Origin of the sequence: Colwellia sp. BRX9-1 (assembly GCF_014077195.1) — a bacterium.
Taxonomy (GTDB): Bacteria; Pseudomonadota; Gammaproteobacteria; order Enterobacterales; family Alteromonadaceae; genus Colwellia_A.
On the sequence record NZ_JACGVM010000019.1, the window covers coordinates 1 to 15,852 of the forward strand.

Sequence of the window (15,852 nt, forward strand, 5' to 3'; positions counted from 1 at the left end):
TTTCGATTAGCGGTTTTTCTTTGTTTGGCGGTGAGATAGAGATTTGAACTCTAGAAGGGCTATAAACCCTTGCTGGTTTTCAAGACCAGTGCTTTCGACCACTCAGCCATCTCACCTGAATGTCTCAAAACAATTGCTTGCTTGAAGACGAGGCGAATATTAAAGTGTAGAAAAAGACTTGTAAAGCATTTATTTAACAAAAATGTTTGTTTGCTAAAAAAAACAACAAATCGCTAGCTATTTAAACAATCTTCAAGGGTGTGTATGGGTAATAACAATTTTTCTGTAAACAAGTGCCGCTGTTCTTGGCTTGATACCTCAAAACCTGATTATGTAAAATACCACGATGAAGAATGGGGAGTGCCGGTTCATGACGATAAAGTGATGTTTGAATCCCTTGTTTTAGAATCAGCACAAGCTGGCTTAAGTTGGTACACTATTCTTAAGAAACGTGAAGGTTACCGTACGTTATTTTTAGACTTTGATGTAAATAAAGTTGCAAGGTTTACTAACGACGATGTAGAACGTTTAATGCAAGATGCCTCAATAGTACGCAACAGGCTAAAAATAGTAGCGGCTATTAATAATGCACAACGATTTATTGAAATACAGCAAGAGTACGGAAGTTTTTGTCAGTTCATCTGGTCTTATGTTGATAATAAAACCCAAGTTAACAGTATAAATGATACAGAGAAATCAGTTGCTACGTCGCCTATTAGTGATAGATTAGCCAAAGACATGAAGAAGATTGGCTTTAAATTTCTAGGCTCAACAACCTTATATTCACATTTACAAGCAACCGGATTGATAAATGACCACTCAAATAGCTGTTTTAGAAAATAAGTGAGTAATACCTTGGAAAAATAACAATCACCAACAAGCCACCAATGCTAGTTAATGCGGCTAAATTTTTTAGTTACAAATATTCACAAATTATTAGTAAATATCAACAAATTTAAGCAACTAAATAATAGTATTTTAAAAAACGCCATGTCATAATATGTCAAGATGTCATAAAGAAAGTTTAAGAGTACTCTTGAATTTGACTTAAATGGCCTTATCTAAAAAGTATAACTAAAGTTATCAGAGGAAGTTTTATGCAATCAAATATTGGTTTACAAGCGAGTAAAAGCTCAGCTATAGAAATTAACAAGGTACTTAAAAATACCTATATGTTGTTATCAATGACATTAGCTTTTAGTGCCGTTACTGCCGCTATTTCTATGTCGTTGAACTTGCCACACGGCGCAGCTCTTATAATGACATTAGTCGCTTTTGGCTTAATGTTTGTTGTAAACAAAAAAGCTGATTCAGCGAGTGGTATTTTTTGGATTTTTGCATTCACTGGTTTAATGGGAGCCTCTCTAGGCCCTATGCTTAACCATTACGCTGCAATGCCTGCAGGTCCTGGAATGATAATGCAAGCCTTAGGTGGTACTGCATTAATATTTTTCGCCTTATCGGGTTATGCATTAACTAGCAAAAAAGACTTCTCGTTTATGGGTGGTTTTTTGATGGTCGGTTTAATTGTGGTAATAGTTGCAAGTATTGCAAATATTTTCTTTCAAATACCGGCTCTTTCATTAGCAGTTAGCGCAGCTATTATCATGATTATGTCTGGTTTAATCTTGTTTGATACTAGTCGTATAATTAATGGTGGTGAAACCAACTACATTCGAGCAACTATTTCTTTATACTTGAATATTTACAACATCTTCGTGCATTTATTACACCTTTTAGGTGTAATGGGCGGCGATGATTAATATCGTAAGATAATAGAATGTAAGTGAGTTATTGCTTATAATATAAAACCTCGTTGATCTTACGGTCACCGAGGTTTTTTTATATTCATTTATAATCACTATTTACTTGTGTATGTAGGACATTTTGTGAAAAAACTCGCCTTTGTTATTACCACCCCGCCCAACAGTAACTTAACGGCTACTGCTATTAATATGGTTACCGCTGCGTTAAAGAGTGATATTAACGTTGTTGGCGTATTTTTTTATCAAGACGGTGTTTTAAATGGTAGCCAGCATCTTGCACTCCCTAATGACGAATACCAAGCCCATCGACAATGGCAACAATTACATCACGACTATGATATTCCTTTACACTTATGTGCTACTGCAGCAGAAAAACGTGGACTAAGTGATGATATTAATGATGGTCAAGCCGTTACTATTCATCAGGCATTTACCTTATCGGGCCTAGGTGAGTTAGTAGAATTGAATGTCAACGCTGATCGTCTAATTCAACTGTAAGGTATTTATCATGTCTGAAGCCAAAAAATCACTTGCTATCGTTAATGCCAGCGCACCCTTTTCAGCAGCAAATGCTAAAGATTCTCTTGATGTTGCCCTTATTTTTGGCTCTTATGAACAAGCCATTAGTTTGTATTTTCAAGGCGATGGCGTTTATCAATTAATACCCAAACAACAACCTGAATTTATCCAACAAAAAGACTTTTTAAAAACGTTAGCGGCATTAGAGTTTTATGATATTGAAAACATTTATGTTTGCCAACATTCACTGACTCAACGTGGCTTGGCTAACGATTTTTCTATTGAAAACGTAGCAGTACTTGACCGTGCAGAGTTCTCGATATCATTACACCAACATCAATCAATATTAAGGTTTTAACCCACATGAGTATGCTTCACTTAGTGCGCACATCCGCTTTTCAAACAAGCGACTTTGAACAATGTCTTGACGTAATACAAGCAAATGACACTATCGTGCTACTTGATGATGGTTGCTACAACCTTAGTCATGATTTATGGCAACAAGCCTTAAGTAAAATAGCGCTGCCCGCGCTTTATATTGTTGAAGCGCACGCACAAGCAAGAGCTATAACGATTGATAAAGAAAAAATAAACACTTTATCACTCGATGCATTAATGACATTGATTTGTGCAACAGAAAAATCGGTAACTTGGCAGTGAGTTTATTTTTTAATGAGCAAGAAATAGCCACCGACAAGCAAGGTTATTTAATTAACTTTAAAGACTGGCATACAGATTTAGCGCAGATAATTGCTGATAAAGACCAATTGGTATTAACGGAGCAACACTTTGAAGTTATACGCTTCGTTAGAGAGTTCTACCTGACTTACAATACGTCTCCGGCAATAAGAGCGTTAACAAAAGCGATGAAAGCAGAATTTGGTGAAGAAAAATCAAGTAGTCGGTACTTATATCGATTATTCAAAGAAGGGCCAGCAAAACAAGCAACAAAGTATGCTGGTTTACCAAAACCAGCACGCTGTATTTAAACGTTTTACTCTCCGACTATCAATATTAAACTTTAATATTGATAGTGAAACCACTGCTACCTGATGTTGGTAATGCCACGGAGTCAACACTGCCAGCCGAGGCGATAAGCTTTAGCGCCATTTCACCTTCAAGCTCTTGCTGACCTTTAGATAAGGCTGCGGTTTTTAATGCATAACCTGTAGTTATATCTGTTTGCACACTTTCAATATTATTCAATGATAACGACATAAAGCCTCTCACGTTTTAGCTATGCACATAGCAAGTTAGAACAAGTACAACATTTGTCACAAACTATATCGACTCTCTTTATCATAACTTTAGTCAATGATAACATTTAATCAAAAGCTGATAATAACGCTTCCACAGGATGACGAGTCTGCATGTTTCCTAAACGCTTTGTTTGGCTTCTACAGGAGTAGCCAGTCACTAAGACTTGTTTAGCCTCTAATTTAGCTAACTTATCTTGCCAACTCATTTCAAATAACATTTTTGAGTTTTCAAAATTTACTTGCTCATGTCCGTAAGTACCAGCCATACCACAACAGCCCACAGAGACGTTTTCAAGTGTCAAACCAAATAACTTGAATATCTCACGCCATTGCCCTTCACTACCGGCTAATGCCGTTTTCTCAGTACAATGCGCAAATAATTTATAAGGCGCTACTGGTTTATCACCCGTTAGTGATGAAAGTGCTGTTTTAGTATTCTGATGTTCTATAACCGTTAATAACCATTCATGGGCTAACAGCACGTGAAAATCGCCACGCTTATCACCGAGCGTTTGTTTATATTCGTCGCGATAGCAAAGCGTTAATGAAGCATCTAAACCGACCATAGGTATATTTAACTGATGAAGTTCATTTAAAAATTCAGCGGTATTTTTAGCTGTCTTTGCAAATTTAGCTAAAAATCCTTTTACGTGCTGCGGTTTACCATTAGGTTTAAACGGTAATAATATTGGGGTAAAACCTAACTTTTCAATTAATGCCATCATAGCTTCAACGACGTTAGCATCATAAAAAGAAGTAAACGGGTCTTGAACGATCAGCACATGACTCGCTTGTTGCTCTTTATTGAGCCCTTGTAAATAAGCAAGATCAAAGGATTGATAATTTTTTTCTCTGACTTGCTTTGCTAAGGTAGGTACAGAAAGTATCGGTGTATCAATATAACCAATCGTTGCTCGTGAAAATTTGTCGTACCATTTATGGGATAATACCGAATTAATTAATTTCGGAGATTTGGCCATTAATGGCGTTAATGTTTCTACATTAGCGACTAAGTGATCTTTTAACGGACGGAAGTATCTTGAATGATATAAGTTAACAAAGCGCGCTCTAAAATCTGGAACATCTACTTTTACAGGGCATTGACTCGCACAAGCTTTACAGGCTAAACAGCCTTGCATCGCTTCCATCACTTCGTGAGAAAAATCTTCTTTTTGATGTGCTGAAAAACGATTTTTTATCTTATCTAATAAACGTTTTACAGACCAATGCTGAATGTTTTCTTCTAAACTAAGAATGTCGACACCCTTAGCTTCTAAAAGACGTAACCACTCACGCATCAAGCCTGCTCTACCTTTCGGTGAATGTCTTCGGTCACGCGTTACCTTGCTTGAAGGACACATTGGGCTGTCTACATCATAATTGAAACACAAGCCATTGCCATTACAGTCGAGCGCTGAACTAAATGAATCTTTTACCGTTATAGGTATTTGCCGGTCATAGAAACCCCGTTTAGTGTCATCAACCGAGACTAGTTTTTCACTCGATTCAAGTGGCGTACAAATTTTACCTGGATTCATTTTATTATGCGGGTCGAAAGCACTTTTAATTTTTCTTAGTTCAGTAAATAAATGCTCACCGAAAAATTTTGGACTGTATTCGCTGCGATAACCTTTGCCATGTTCACCCCACATTAAACCACCATATTTAGCGGTTAACGTTACCACTTTATCAGAGATTTCGCGGAGCAACTTTTCTTGTTCAGGATCGCACATATCGAGTGCTGGACGAACATGTAAAACACCCGCATCAACATGACCAAACATGCCGTAGTGCAAACCATAACTATCGAGTAATGCGCGAAACTCAACAATGTAATCCGCTAAATTTTCGGGTGGCACGGCAGTATCTTCGGCAAAAGCTAATGGTTTTTGACTACCTGCTGTGTTGCCTAACAAGCCAACGGCTTTTTTTCGCATACCATAAAGTTTATTGATACTGCTTAAATCAGTGGTCACTTGATAACCAATAACACCGGTATTATTGCTAATGTCGCTATCTAAACGTGCTGTTAATTGTGCGACCTGATCGGCTAACGCTTCAATACTGGTGCCGTTGTACTCAACAATATTAATACCGTCCATGACTTTACTGTCAACATCGGTGATTAGATCACGCACCGAATGCCAGACAATATCTTGTTTGGCTAAATTTAAGACTTTTGAATCGATGGTTTCAACTGAAGTCGATTTAGCTTCAACGAGTGCCGGTGAATGGCGCAGCGCAGAATCAAAACTGTCATATTTAATTACAATCAGTGTTTTAGCTTTTAAAATTGGCGTTAAGTTGAGTTTTGCCTCACAAACAAAGGCTAACGAACCTTCTGAACCGGTGATCAAACGAGAAATATCAACTTGGCTTAAATCATCATTAAAAACATTTTCTAGATCATAACCCGTTAAAAAACGATTTAAACGCGGAAATTTTTCTAAAATCAAGGCTCGGTTGTCACGACATGAGGCCAGTACTTGTTTAACAATATGGCCGTAACTGCTATTTTGTTGCGCGAGTTCTTCCGCTTCCTCAATGGACATCGGAGATGTTGACAGAAAGTCACCGTTGGCTAAAACCGATTCTAGGGCTAAAACATGATTAGAGGTTTTGCCATAGACCAGAGAGCCTTGTCCGGAAGCATCAGTATTAATCATGCCACCAATGGTTGCACGACTACTGGTTGATAAATCTGGAGAAAAGAAAAAACCGTGTGGACGTAAATAATCATTTAATTGATCTTTGATGACGCCCGCTTCAACACGTATCCAGTTTTCTTCAATATTAATTTCTAAAATACGGTTCATATATTTTGACAAGTCAACGACAATGCCTGGCGTTAAGCTTTGTCCATTGGTGCCAGTTCCACCGCCACGCGCACTAAACTTAATACTTTGATACTTTGGCGTTGAAGACAATTGACTGATCAATTGTACGTCTTGCTTACTTCGAGGATGTAAAACCAATTGTGGTAATTGTTGATAAATGCTGTTGTCGGTAGCAACCGCTAGCCGAGCACTATATTGGCAATTAATTTCACCGCTATATTGACTGTTACCAAGCTCCTGAGAAAACTTTTGATACAGTGGAGCGATAAGTTCTTGGTGTTCTAATGAAGGTAAGCTCTGAGACATAGACGAAAAACATATTAACGATTTAAGGTTAAGCTAAGTATATCACGTCAGTTTTGAATTATGACTCAAGTTTTGTTGAAGAGTGCAAAAAGGCTAAGAACTTTTTAACTAAACTTATAGTAAAAAGAACCTAGCCTTTGTTTATTATATTGCCAGTGAGGCTATGACCTCACATTATTCACCGATAAACCACACTATACGATTATTTATTCTTGTGGTTTTCAGCAATATACAACCAAGTCGCTAATACCGTATCTGGATTAAGCGAAACACTGTCGATACCTTCTTCAACCAACCATGCGGCAAAATCAGGGTGATCTGACGGGCCTTGGCCACAAATACCCACATATTTACCACGCGCTTTACAAGCTTTAATCGCCATCGACAATAAGGCTTTAATCGCAGGATTACGTTCATCAAATAAATGAGCGATTAAACCAGAGTCACGGTCTAAACCTAGTGTTAATTGCGTTAAATCGTTTGAACCGATAGAAAATCCGTCAAAATGATCTAGGAATTGATCAGCTAACAAACAGTTCGACGGTAATTCACACATCATAATAACGCGCAAACCATTTTCACCACGTTTCAGACCATTCTCAGCGAGTATTTCAATAACTTGCTCGGCTTCTTCTACCGTACGAACAAATGGGATCATGACTTCAACGTTGGTAAAATCCATGTCGTTTCGCACGCGTTTAATCGCTTCACACTCAAGTGCAAAACATTCACGGAAATCTTTAGAGATATAACGTGCTGCACCGCGATAGCCAATCATTGGATTTTCTTCTTCCGGTTCAAACACGTCGCCGCCAACTAAGTTAGCATATTCGTTTGATTTGAAATCAGACATTCTAACGATTACTTTCTCAGGCGAATAAGCTGACGCTAAGGTTGCAATACCTTCAGTTAGCTTAGCAATATAAAATTCAACTGGGCTAGCATAACCAACGATAATGTCGTTAATTTCATCTTTTAAATCGTCAGATTGCTCGTCAAAATTTAACAACGCTTTTGGATGAATACCAATCATCTTATTAATAATGAATTCTAAACGCGCTAAACCAATACCCGCATGAGGTAAACGAGCAAAACCAAAGGCTCTGTCTGGGTTACCAACATTCATCATTATTTTTAATGGAACTTCTGGCATCGAATCAACTTGTGAAGTTGTTACAGTAAAATCAAGTTTACCTTTGTAGATAAAACCGGTATCACCTTCAGCACAAGAAACGGTAATATCATCACCATTAGCAATACGTTTTGTCGCATCACCACAACCAACAACCGCAGGAATACCCATTTCACGAGCAATAATTGCAGCATGACAAGTTCTACCACCACGATTAGTAACAATCGCAGAAGCACGCTTCATAATAGGCTCCCAATCAGGGTCGGTCATATCGGTGACTAAAACATCACCGGGCTTAATTTTATCCATTTCAGCCAGTGAAGCTAAAACCTTTGCTTCACCACTACCAATTTTGTGACCTATTGAGCGACCTTCACAAATAACATCAGCGGTTGTTTGTAATTGAAACTGTTCCATGACATTAGCGCTTTCACGGCTTCGAACTGTTTCAGGGCGCGCCTGAACGATGTAAAGCTTACCGTCTAAGCCATCTTTAGCCCATTCAATATCCATTGGACGTTGATAATGCTTTTCAATAATAACGGCTTGTTTGGCAAGTTCTTGAACTTCATCATCGGTTAATGAAAATTGATTAGACAACTTTTCTTCAATATCAACAATTTCAACTTGTTTGCCATGACTTTGATCTGTGGTGTAAATCATTTTTATGGCTTTACTACCGATATTACGACGAACAACCGACGGTCTACCTTTAGCAAGTGTAGGTTTATGAACATAAAATTCATCAGGGTTAACTGCGCCCTGCACCACCATTTCACCTAAACCGTAACTTGAGGTAATAAAGACTACGTCTTCAAAACCAGACTCAGTATCAATAGAGAACATCACACCGCTTGAAGCAATATCACTACGTACCATACGCTGAATGCCAGCAGATAAAGCAACACCACGATGGTCATAACCTTGATGAACACGGTAAGAAATAGCACGGTCGTTAAATAAAGAAGCGTAAACATGTTTGATCGCTATCATCACAGCGTCAAAACCACGTACGTTTAAGAAAGTTTCTTGTTGTCCCGCAAAAGAAGCATCGGGCATATCTTCTGCCGTTGCTGAAGAACGAACAGCAAATGAAGCATCGTCAGCAAAACCATCGGCTAAGGTGGTGTAGGCTTTTGCTATATCTTGCTGCATTTCAGGTAGAAATGGTGTTTCTATGATCCAATTACGGATTGTTTCACCTGATTTTGATAATGCGGCTAGGTCATCAACATCTAAATTATCAAGTAACTGATATATTTTGTCGTTGATGCCACTTTGTTCTAAGAATTCATTAAATGCATAGGAAGTCGTAGCAAAACCACCTGGGACTTGCACGCCTACGTTTGAAAGGTTTGAGATCATTTCACCAAGTGATGCATTTTTTCCGCCAACGCGGTCAACATCATTCATTCCTAAAACTTCATACCAAAGTACATTTTCTTGCACGACATCTTCTCCAAAAAAAAAGAAACAAAAATAAATAGATTTATGAGTTATATCAGTATATTTATAGCTTAAGACATTTTACACTGCGAACTTTATAAACTGAAATGTTATTTGAAACATTTCAGTATAAGTTACAGTTATACCCATTTGATTAATTGAATGGCCTAGTTTTCATCAGAAAAATGGGTAAATGTCCTGCATAAAATTTATTAAGTCATTAACCTACTTATTAATTTTATCTGGCAGTAGTCATTTATTTTAACTATAAAAAAACTCAGCTAATTTTATTGGTTGAGTATTAAAAATAATAAAGAGGTTTTTAAATGCGCGCTGCTTTTTATATTTCTGATGGCACAGCCATTACATCAGAGGTTTTTGGTCATGCTTTGCTTTCACTTTTTCCTATGGAATTTGATCACGACACTATTTCATTTGTTGAAACTGTTGAAAAAGCAGAAGCGGCAAAAATAAAAATTAATAAGGCCGCTAAACGTACCGGTATGCCACCGTTAGTTTTTCATACCTTTGTTAATAACGACATTAGAAAAATTATTGATAGTTGTGATGGCGTTATTTATAACTTCCTAGAGCATTTTGTCGCGCCACTTGAGAAAGAACTGCAACTAGACGCTAAGCCTACCGCTCATCGCACGCACAGTATTCACGAAAATAGTTATGATTATCGTATTGATGCGGTTAATTATTCACTGGCCAATGATGATGGTTCAAATGTTACCAATTATGAGCATGCCGACGTTATTCTCGTGGGTGTATCGCGCTCGGGTAAAACACCAACCTCGTTATACCTCGCACTACAATATGGTATCAAAGCAGCGAACTATCCTTTTACTGATGATGATATGGACGACCTGACTTTACCTGACTTTTTAAAACCTCATAAAAAGAAACTGTTTGGCTTAACTATCGACGCACAACGCTTAATTGATATTCGCGGTGAAAGATTAGCGAACAGTAAATATTCATCAGCACGACAGTGTCGAATGGAAGTTAGAGAAGTGGAAAAACTGTATAAAAAAGAAAAAATTCCCTTCCTTAACAGCACAAAGTTTTCAGTAGAAGAAATATCAGCAAAAATCCTCAATGAAACAGGGTTACAACGCTATAAATATTAACTTAGTTCAAATTAATCTTTGAAAATACAGAAAGCATTTCACATAAGCCGCTAATTTGGTTATGTTAGCGCGATAAATTATATTGCGCTGGCTTTTTTATTGCGCATTAACGCCTTCAAATAAAAAAATTAGATTACCATGACTATTAAAACGGATGAATTTAGAACCACGCTAATTGAAAACCTTGTTTCTCCTGAAGAATTAGCACAGCAAATCCCACTAGATGATGAAACAGCGAGTTTTATCATCCAAAGCAGAAAAGACATTGAAGCGATTATCACCGGTGACGACGACCGTTTACTGGTCATTATTGGCCCGTGTTCAATTCACGACACCACTGCTGCTGTTGATTACGCAGAGAAACTTAAAGTATTACATGATAAGTACCGAGATGATTTATTGATTGTCATGCGTGTTTATTTTGAAAAGCCTCGTACAACGGTTGGCTGGAAAGGTTTGATCAGTGACCCTGATTTAGATAAATCTTTTCATGTAGCCAAAGGCTTAAACCTGGCTCGATCGTTATTAATGGATATTAATAAGCTCGGTTTACCTGCAGGTACTGAATTTTTAGATATGGTGACCGGCCAATATATTTCAGATTTAATAAGCTGGGGAGCTATTGGTGCTAGAACAACTGAAAGCCAAGTTCACCGAGAATTAGCTTCAGCACTTTCATGTCCGGTAGGTTTTAAAAATGGCACTGACGGTAATGTACAGATCGCTGTTGACGCCATCAACGCCTCAAGTGTGCCTCATGTTTTATACTCACCCAATAAAAGTGGTCAAATGTGTATTTATCAAACGCATGGTAACCCATTTGCTCATGTTATTTTACGTGGCGGTAAAGAGCCGAACTATCACGCAGAAAACATTAGTAAGACCGGTGAAGTATTGGCTAAAGCTGGCTTAGAAAATCGTATTATGATCGATTGTAGCCATGGTAATAGTTTTAAAGACCATAGCAAACAAATTGACGTTGCTCGCTCTTTAAGAGCTCAAATGGAGCAAGGCGACAAGGCTATATTTGGTGTAATGGTTGAAAGCTTCTTAGTTGAGGGTAACCAAAAAGTGGTTGATGTTAACAAACTCACCTACGGACAAAGTATCACTGATGCCTGTATTAACTTAGACACCAGTGTCAGTTTGTTAGATGAGTTATCGGCGGCTGTTCAAGCTAAACGTTCAACTCAACGTTAAATTTATCTATAAGGTATATTTCAACGCTTAAATAAAAAAAGCCGCTGAGGATAACTCCCCTGCGGCTTTTTTATATTCAGCAAAATTTATCTAAATGAAACGAAACCAAACACCGTGACGTAAAGTGTTTGGTTAGCTCCGTTTGCTGCTAATGCTCAACCAATTCTTTCTTTTGAATATAACTGAGTACTAATTTATCTTTTTTGACACCAACTTTCGCCACGCCACCGTGTGTTAGATCACCAAACAATAATTCATTAGCTAATGGTTTCTTTAAGTGCTCTTGTATTAGACGTGACATAGGTCGAGCGCCCATCGATTTATCATAACCGTTAACAGCCAACCATTTTCTAGCGTCTTTCGTTAATTCTAATGAAACGCCTTTTTGATCAAGTAGTGCCTGTAGTTCAACAATAAATTTATCAACCACTTGTTGAATAACAACTTCATCTAAATGGTTGAACCAGACAATATTGTCTAAACGATTTCTAAATTCAGGTGAGAAGGTTTTATTAATTTCACCCATTGCATCAATTGACTGATCTTGTTGTTTAAAACCAATAGATTGGCGAGTTATTTCATGAGCTCCCGCATTGGTTGTTAACACTAAAACAATATTTCTAAAATCAGCTTTACGACCGTTATTATCGGTTAATGTTCCGTGGTCCATGACCTGCAATAAAATGTTATAAACATCTTCATGCGCTTTTTCAATTTCATCTAACAAAACCACAGAATGAGGATGCTTGATTACTGCATCCGTTAATAAACCGCCTTGCTCATAACCAACATAACCTGGAGGAGCACCTATTAAGCGGCTTACCGCATGTTTCTCCATGTACTCTGACATGTCGTAGCGTAATAGTTCGACACCTAAAGATTTAGCTAATTGTTGTGTTACTTCTGTTTTACCCACCCCAGTTGGCCCAGCAAATAAGAACGAACCAACAGGTTTGTGTTCATTACCTAAACCAGCACGAGATAAGCGAATTACTGACGTCAGTTCATCAATAGCGTGGTCTTGTCCAAAAACAACCATTTTCAAGTTACGGTCTAATGTCTTAAGGCTGTCTTTTTCTGATGATGAAACTGACTTTTCAGGGATCCTCGCCATTTTGGCAACAATAGATTCTATATCACTGTCGTTAATTACTTTTTTACGCTTCGAAGCAGCAACTAATTGTTGTTTTGCACCCGCTTCATCAATAACATCAATGGCTTTATCGGGAAGAAAACGCTCATTGATATATTTAGCCGACAATTGTGCAGCTGCACGCAAGGCTTTATTGGTATAACGAATACCGTGATGTGATTCGTATTTTTCTTTTAAACCATGCAATATTTTAGTGGTGTCATCAACACTTGGCTCAACAACATCTATTTTTTGAAAACGGCGCGCTAATGCACGATCTTTTTCAAAAACACTTTGGTATTCTTGGTAGGTCGTTGAACCCATGCAACGAAGTTTTCCTGATGATAATAATGGTTTTATTAAATTAGAAGCATCCATCATGCCACCGGAAGCAGCACCAGCACCAATTATCGTATGAATTTCATCGATAAATAGAATGGCATTGCCCTCTTCTTCCAACTCTTTTAATAAGCCTTTAAAACGTTTTTCAAAATCACCACGGTATTTGGTGCCCGCTAATAAAGCGCCCATATCAAGCGAGTAAATAGTGGTTTCAGCTAAGAATTCAGGTACATCGTCAGAAATAACTAAATTGGCAAGTCCTTCGGCAATAGCCGTTTTACCCACCCCTGCTTCACCAACAAATAAAGGGTTATTCTTACGGCGACGACTTAGCACCTGTAAAGTTCGTTCTAATTCGCTATCGCGACCAATTAGCGGGTCAATATTCCCTTTTCTCGCTTCTTCGTTAAGATTGGTAGCAAAGTTTTCAATAGTACGGGGTTCTTCAACGTGAGCTTCTTCGGTAGATTGCGGAGAATCCGTATGTTCTATTTTAGAAATTCCATGAGAAATGAAATTTACAATGTCTAAACGACTAATGTCTGATTTTTTCAGAAAGTAAGCCGCTTGAGATTCTTGTTCACTGAAAATAGCAACCAGGACATTGGAACCGTTAACTTCACTTTTTCCAGAAGATTGCACATGAAAAACAGCTCGTTGTAATACACGCTGAAAACCTAACGTTGGTTGAGTTTCACGTTCAATTTCCCCTTCTGGGATCACTGGCGTTGTTTCTGCTATAAAATCTAATAACTCTTTACGTATTTTTCCCATATCGGCAGCACAAGCTTTAAGCGCTTCGATTGATGAAGGGTTATCTAATAAGGCTAATAATAAATGCTCAACCGTCATAAATTCATGACGGGAGTCCTTGGCTTGACGGAAAGCCATATTTAATGATATTTCTAAATCTTTGTTCAGCATAGACTACTCCACTTTAAACCATGCGAATTCACGCTTTTTCCATTGTACATTGCAATGGGTGCTCATTTTCTAATGCGTATTGATTAACTTGTTCAACTTTTGTTTCTGCTATTTCAGCAGTAAAAGTACCGCATCGCCCCTTTCCTTTATAATGAATCTCTAACATTACGTCGGTCGCCTTATCTGAGTTCATATTAAAAAATCGACACAGCACATCTATGACAAAATCCATCGGCGTATAATCATCGTTAAGTAACACAACAGTATACATAGGGGGCTTTTCAAATTGCTCTACAAGTTCGTCTTCAAGGACTTCTTGATTATCTAGTAACTCTTTCCACTTGCTCATAATTTTATATTAGTCTGTACCTAGTGATTTTGCTTTAACATTTAAAAAAATAAATATTCAATTAACTGATAAAATTAACTTGATTATTTATATAACTTGTCTACTGTTTACTTTAGTGATTATTTTTTAATCATTAATACATTTATGTTAATGCTTTTATGCAAGCATACCTAATTACCGATGTAGAAGGAAGTTGAAGTATGGCTCACGGGACAGTGAAGTGGTTTAATAATGCAAAAGGGTTTGGTTTTATTCGTCCAGAGGATGGTGGTGAAGATATTTTCGCGCATTATTCAACAATCCAAATGGAAGGATACCGTACATTAAAAGCTGGTCAAGACGTTGATTATGAACTAAATGCAGGCCCCAAAGGCCATCATGCTGCTAGTATTACACCTGATGAAATTGAAGCTATGGGTGAAGAATAATTTTCTATTGCGCTGCAATAATACAATAAAATACCTGTTTGCTCATCTAGCAACCAGGTATTTTTTTATCAGTGCTTGTAACTAATTGAAATAGAGATACCCAAGCGAAACATAAGCAACATAAAACAAGAGTAAAAAGATTGCTTTTAGTTTGCCTATTGAATGACCAAACAATAAGAACACGGTCAATACCAACGTAATAAATAATAAAGCCCACTGATCAAACTCGGCAAATCTTCCTTGGAACGAAATGGGTGAAATTAAAGAAGAAACACCAAGAATACCCAGAATATTAAAAATGTTACTGCCAACAACATTTGCAACAGCTACATCCATGTGTTTTCTTAATACCGCCATTACCGAAATAGTAAATTCGGGCAGTGATGTCCCTATAGCAACTAAAGTGAGCCCTATAAGCGCGTCAGATACTCCTAAGGCTTTGGCAATAATCGTTGCTCCAGTAACAAACCATTGTGCTCCTAGCATAAGAAAACCTAAACCGAATGCAATCGATAATATCACCAGCCAAGTTTTGTGAGGTTTAGTGTGTAGCTCTTTTCCTTCAGCTTGGTGGAGTTTGTGCGAAGCCGTATTATGATTTTTCTCTTTGTAAATGGTGAAACCTAAATAAGCCAAAAGCGCACTAATCATCACCACACCAGAAATAATAGAGAAAGAACCGGTTAGCCCTATTAAAATCAATAAAGAAACAGCACCTAGCATCACTATCGCATCACGTTTAAGGGCAGACTGTTTAAACGCCAAAGGGGCTATTAATCCACAAGTACCAATAATAAGACCAATATTACCTATATTACTCCCCATGATGTTCCCTAATGCCACAGCTGAATTGTTATTCATTATGGCATTTACTGAAACGATTAATTCTGGCATGGAGGTGCCAAAACCAACAATGACTAAACCACTTAAAAAGGGAGAAACGTTAAGTTTGTTCGCGGCAGACATGGCTCCACGTATCAAAAGTTCACCGCCAATGATTAACATCAACAGTCCTGCAATCATCATTATATAATTCATTAATTTGCCTGAAGATATCCAACAAAAGTATTTTCTAT

The 15,852-nt window shown here is 37.6% G+C and carries 15 protein-coding genes and 1 tRNA gene; 9 read left to right on the forward strand and 7 right to left on the reverse strand.

Translation table 11 applies throughout. The annotated features are described in order from the left end of the window. Positions 1-25: 25 nt before the first annotated feature. Positions 26-116 (reverse strand) — tRNA-Ser (locus H4J76_RS15555). 148 nt (positions 117-264) lie between these two features. Between H4J76_RS15555 and H4J76_RS15560 the strand changes: the two genes are divergently transcribed. From H4J76_RS15560 to H4J76_RS15585, 6 genes are all read left to right on the forward strand, one after another. Then, positions 265-843 carry a DNA-3-methyladenine glycosylase I gene (locus H4J76_RS15560; RefSeq protein ID WP_070373647.1) on the forward strand — a complete coding sequence of 193 codons (579 nt, stop codon included), beginning with the start codon at positions 265-267 and terminating at the stop codon, positions 841-843. Positions 844-1,097: 254 nt separating this feature from the next. Further along, positions 1,098-1,763, forward strand: a complete 666-nt coding sequence (locus tag H4J76_RS15565; RefSeq protein WP_070373648.1) for a Bax inhibitor-1/YccA family protein — start codon at positions 1,098-1,100, stop codon at positions 1,761-1,763. Positions 1,764-1,889: 126 nt separating this feature from the next. Next, positions 1,890-2,264 (forward strand): sulfurtransferase complex subunit TusD, encoded by a 375-nt coding sequence (tusD, locus tag H4J76_RS15570; protein ID WP_182215995.1) that lies wholly within the window; start codon positions 1,890-1,892, stop codon positions 2,262-2,264. 10 nt (positions 2,265-2,274) lie between these two features. Beyond that, positions 2,275-2,643, forward strand: coding sequence for a sulfurtransferase complex subunit TusC (gene tusC / locus H4J76_RS15575; RefSeq protein ID WP_182215997.1), 369 nt, complete (start codon positions 2,275-2,277; stop codon positions 2,641-2,643). Between the two features lie 5 nt (positions 2,644-2,648). Then, a complete protein-coding gene (tusB, locus tag H4J76_RS15580; protein ID WP_182171813.1) occupies positions 2,649-2,945 on the forward strand; it encodes a sulfurtransferase complex subunit TusB in 297 nt (98 codons plus the stop codon). Next, the gene (locus H4J76_RS15585) at positions 2,936-3,274 is read left to right on the forward strand and encodes a TusE/DsrC/DsvC family sulfur relay protein (RefSeq protein WP_182216104.1); all 339 of its coding nucleotides are present in this window, start codon (positions 2,936-2,938) and stop codon (positions 3,272-3,274) included. Before tusB ends, H4J76_RS15585 begins: the two co-directional genes overlap by 10 nt. A gap of 25 nt (positions 3,275-3,299) precedes the next feature. Here the strand turns inward: H4J76_RS15585 and H4J76_RS15590 are convergent, their stop codons facing one another. From H4J76_RS15590 to ppsA, 3 genes are all read right to left on the reverse strand, one after another. Beyond that, positions 3,300-3,503, reverse strand: a complete 204-nt coding sequence (locus H4J76_RS15590) for a hypothetical protein (protein WP_070373653.1) — start codon at positions 3,501-3,503, stop codon at positions 3,300-3,302. A 106-nt stretch (positions 3,504-3,609) separates the two neighbouring features. Continuing rightward, a complete protein-coding gene (locus H4J76_RS15595) occupies positions 3,610-6,687 on the reverse strand; it encodes an FAD-binding and (Fe-S)-binding domain-containing protein (protein ID WP_182215998.1) in 3,078 nt (1,025 codons plus the stop codon). 202 nt (positions 6,688-6,889) lie between these two features. After that, a complete protein-coding gene (gene ppsA / locus H4J76_RS15600) occupies positions 6,890-9,268 on the reverse strand; it encodes a phosphoenolpyruvate synthase (protein ID WP_182216000.1) in 2,379 nt (792 codons plus the stop codon). A gap of 323 nt (positions 9,269-9,591) precedes the next feature. Between ppsA and H4J76_RS15605 the strand changes: the two genes are divergently transcribed. Continuing rightward, positions 9,592-10,401 carry a pyruvate, water dikinase regulatory protein gene (locus H4J76_RS15605; protein ID WP_070373656.1) on the forward strand — a complete coding sequence of 270 codons (810 nt, stop codon included), beginning with the start codon at positions 9,592-9,594 and terminating at the stop codon, positions 10,399-10,401. A 138-nt stretch (positions 10,402-10,539) separates the two neighbouring features. Continuing rightward, positions 10,540-11,601, forward strand: coding sequence for a 3-deoxy-7-phosphoheptulonate synthase (locus tag H4J76_RS15610; protein WP_182216001.1), 1,062 nt, complete (start codon positions 10,540-10,542; stop codon positions 11,599-11,601). A 148-nt stretch (positions 11,602-11,749) separates the two neighbouring features. On the opposite strand, the gene clpA is transcribed toward H4J76_RS15610, so the two are convergent. Together clpA and clpS are read right to left on the reverse strand one after the other, a co-directional pair. Continuing rightward, positions 11,750-13,999, reverse strand: a complete 2,250-nt coding sequence (clpA, locus tag H4J76_RS15615; RefSeq protein WP_182216003.1) for an ATP-dependent Clp protease ATP-binding subunit ClpA — start codon at positions 13,997-13,999, stop codon at positions 11,750-11,752. A 28-nt stretch (positions 14,000-14,027) separates the two neighbouring features. Beyond that, positions 14,028-14,348: an ATP-dependent Clp protease adapter ClpS gene (gene clpS, locus H4J76_RS15620; RefSeq protein ID WP_070373659.1), complete on the reverse strand. Its 321-nt coding sequence runs from the start codon at positions 14,346-14,348 to the stop codon at positions 14,028-14,030. Between the two features lie 200 nt (positions 14,349-14,548). Here clpS and cspD point away from each other — a divergent pair, with 200 nt between their 5' ends. After that, on the forward strand, positions 14,549-14,776 hold the full coding sequence (gene cspD / locus H4J76_RS15625) for a cold shock domain-containing protein CspD (RefSeq protein ID WP_070373660.1): 228 nt from the start codon (positions 14,549-14,551) through the stop codon (positions 14,774-14,776). Between the two features lie 81 nt (positions 14,777-14,857). Here the strand turns inward: cspD and H4J76_RS15630 are convergent, their stop codons facing one another. After that, positions 14,858-15,814 carry a calcium/sodium antiporter gene (locus H4J76_RS15630; RefSeq protein ID WP_182216004.1) on the reverse strand — a complete coding sequence of 319 codons (957 nt, stop codon included), beginning with the start codon at positions 15,812-15,814 and terminating at the stop codon, positions 14,858-14,860. Positions 15,815-15,852: the final 38 nt, after the last annotated feature.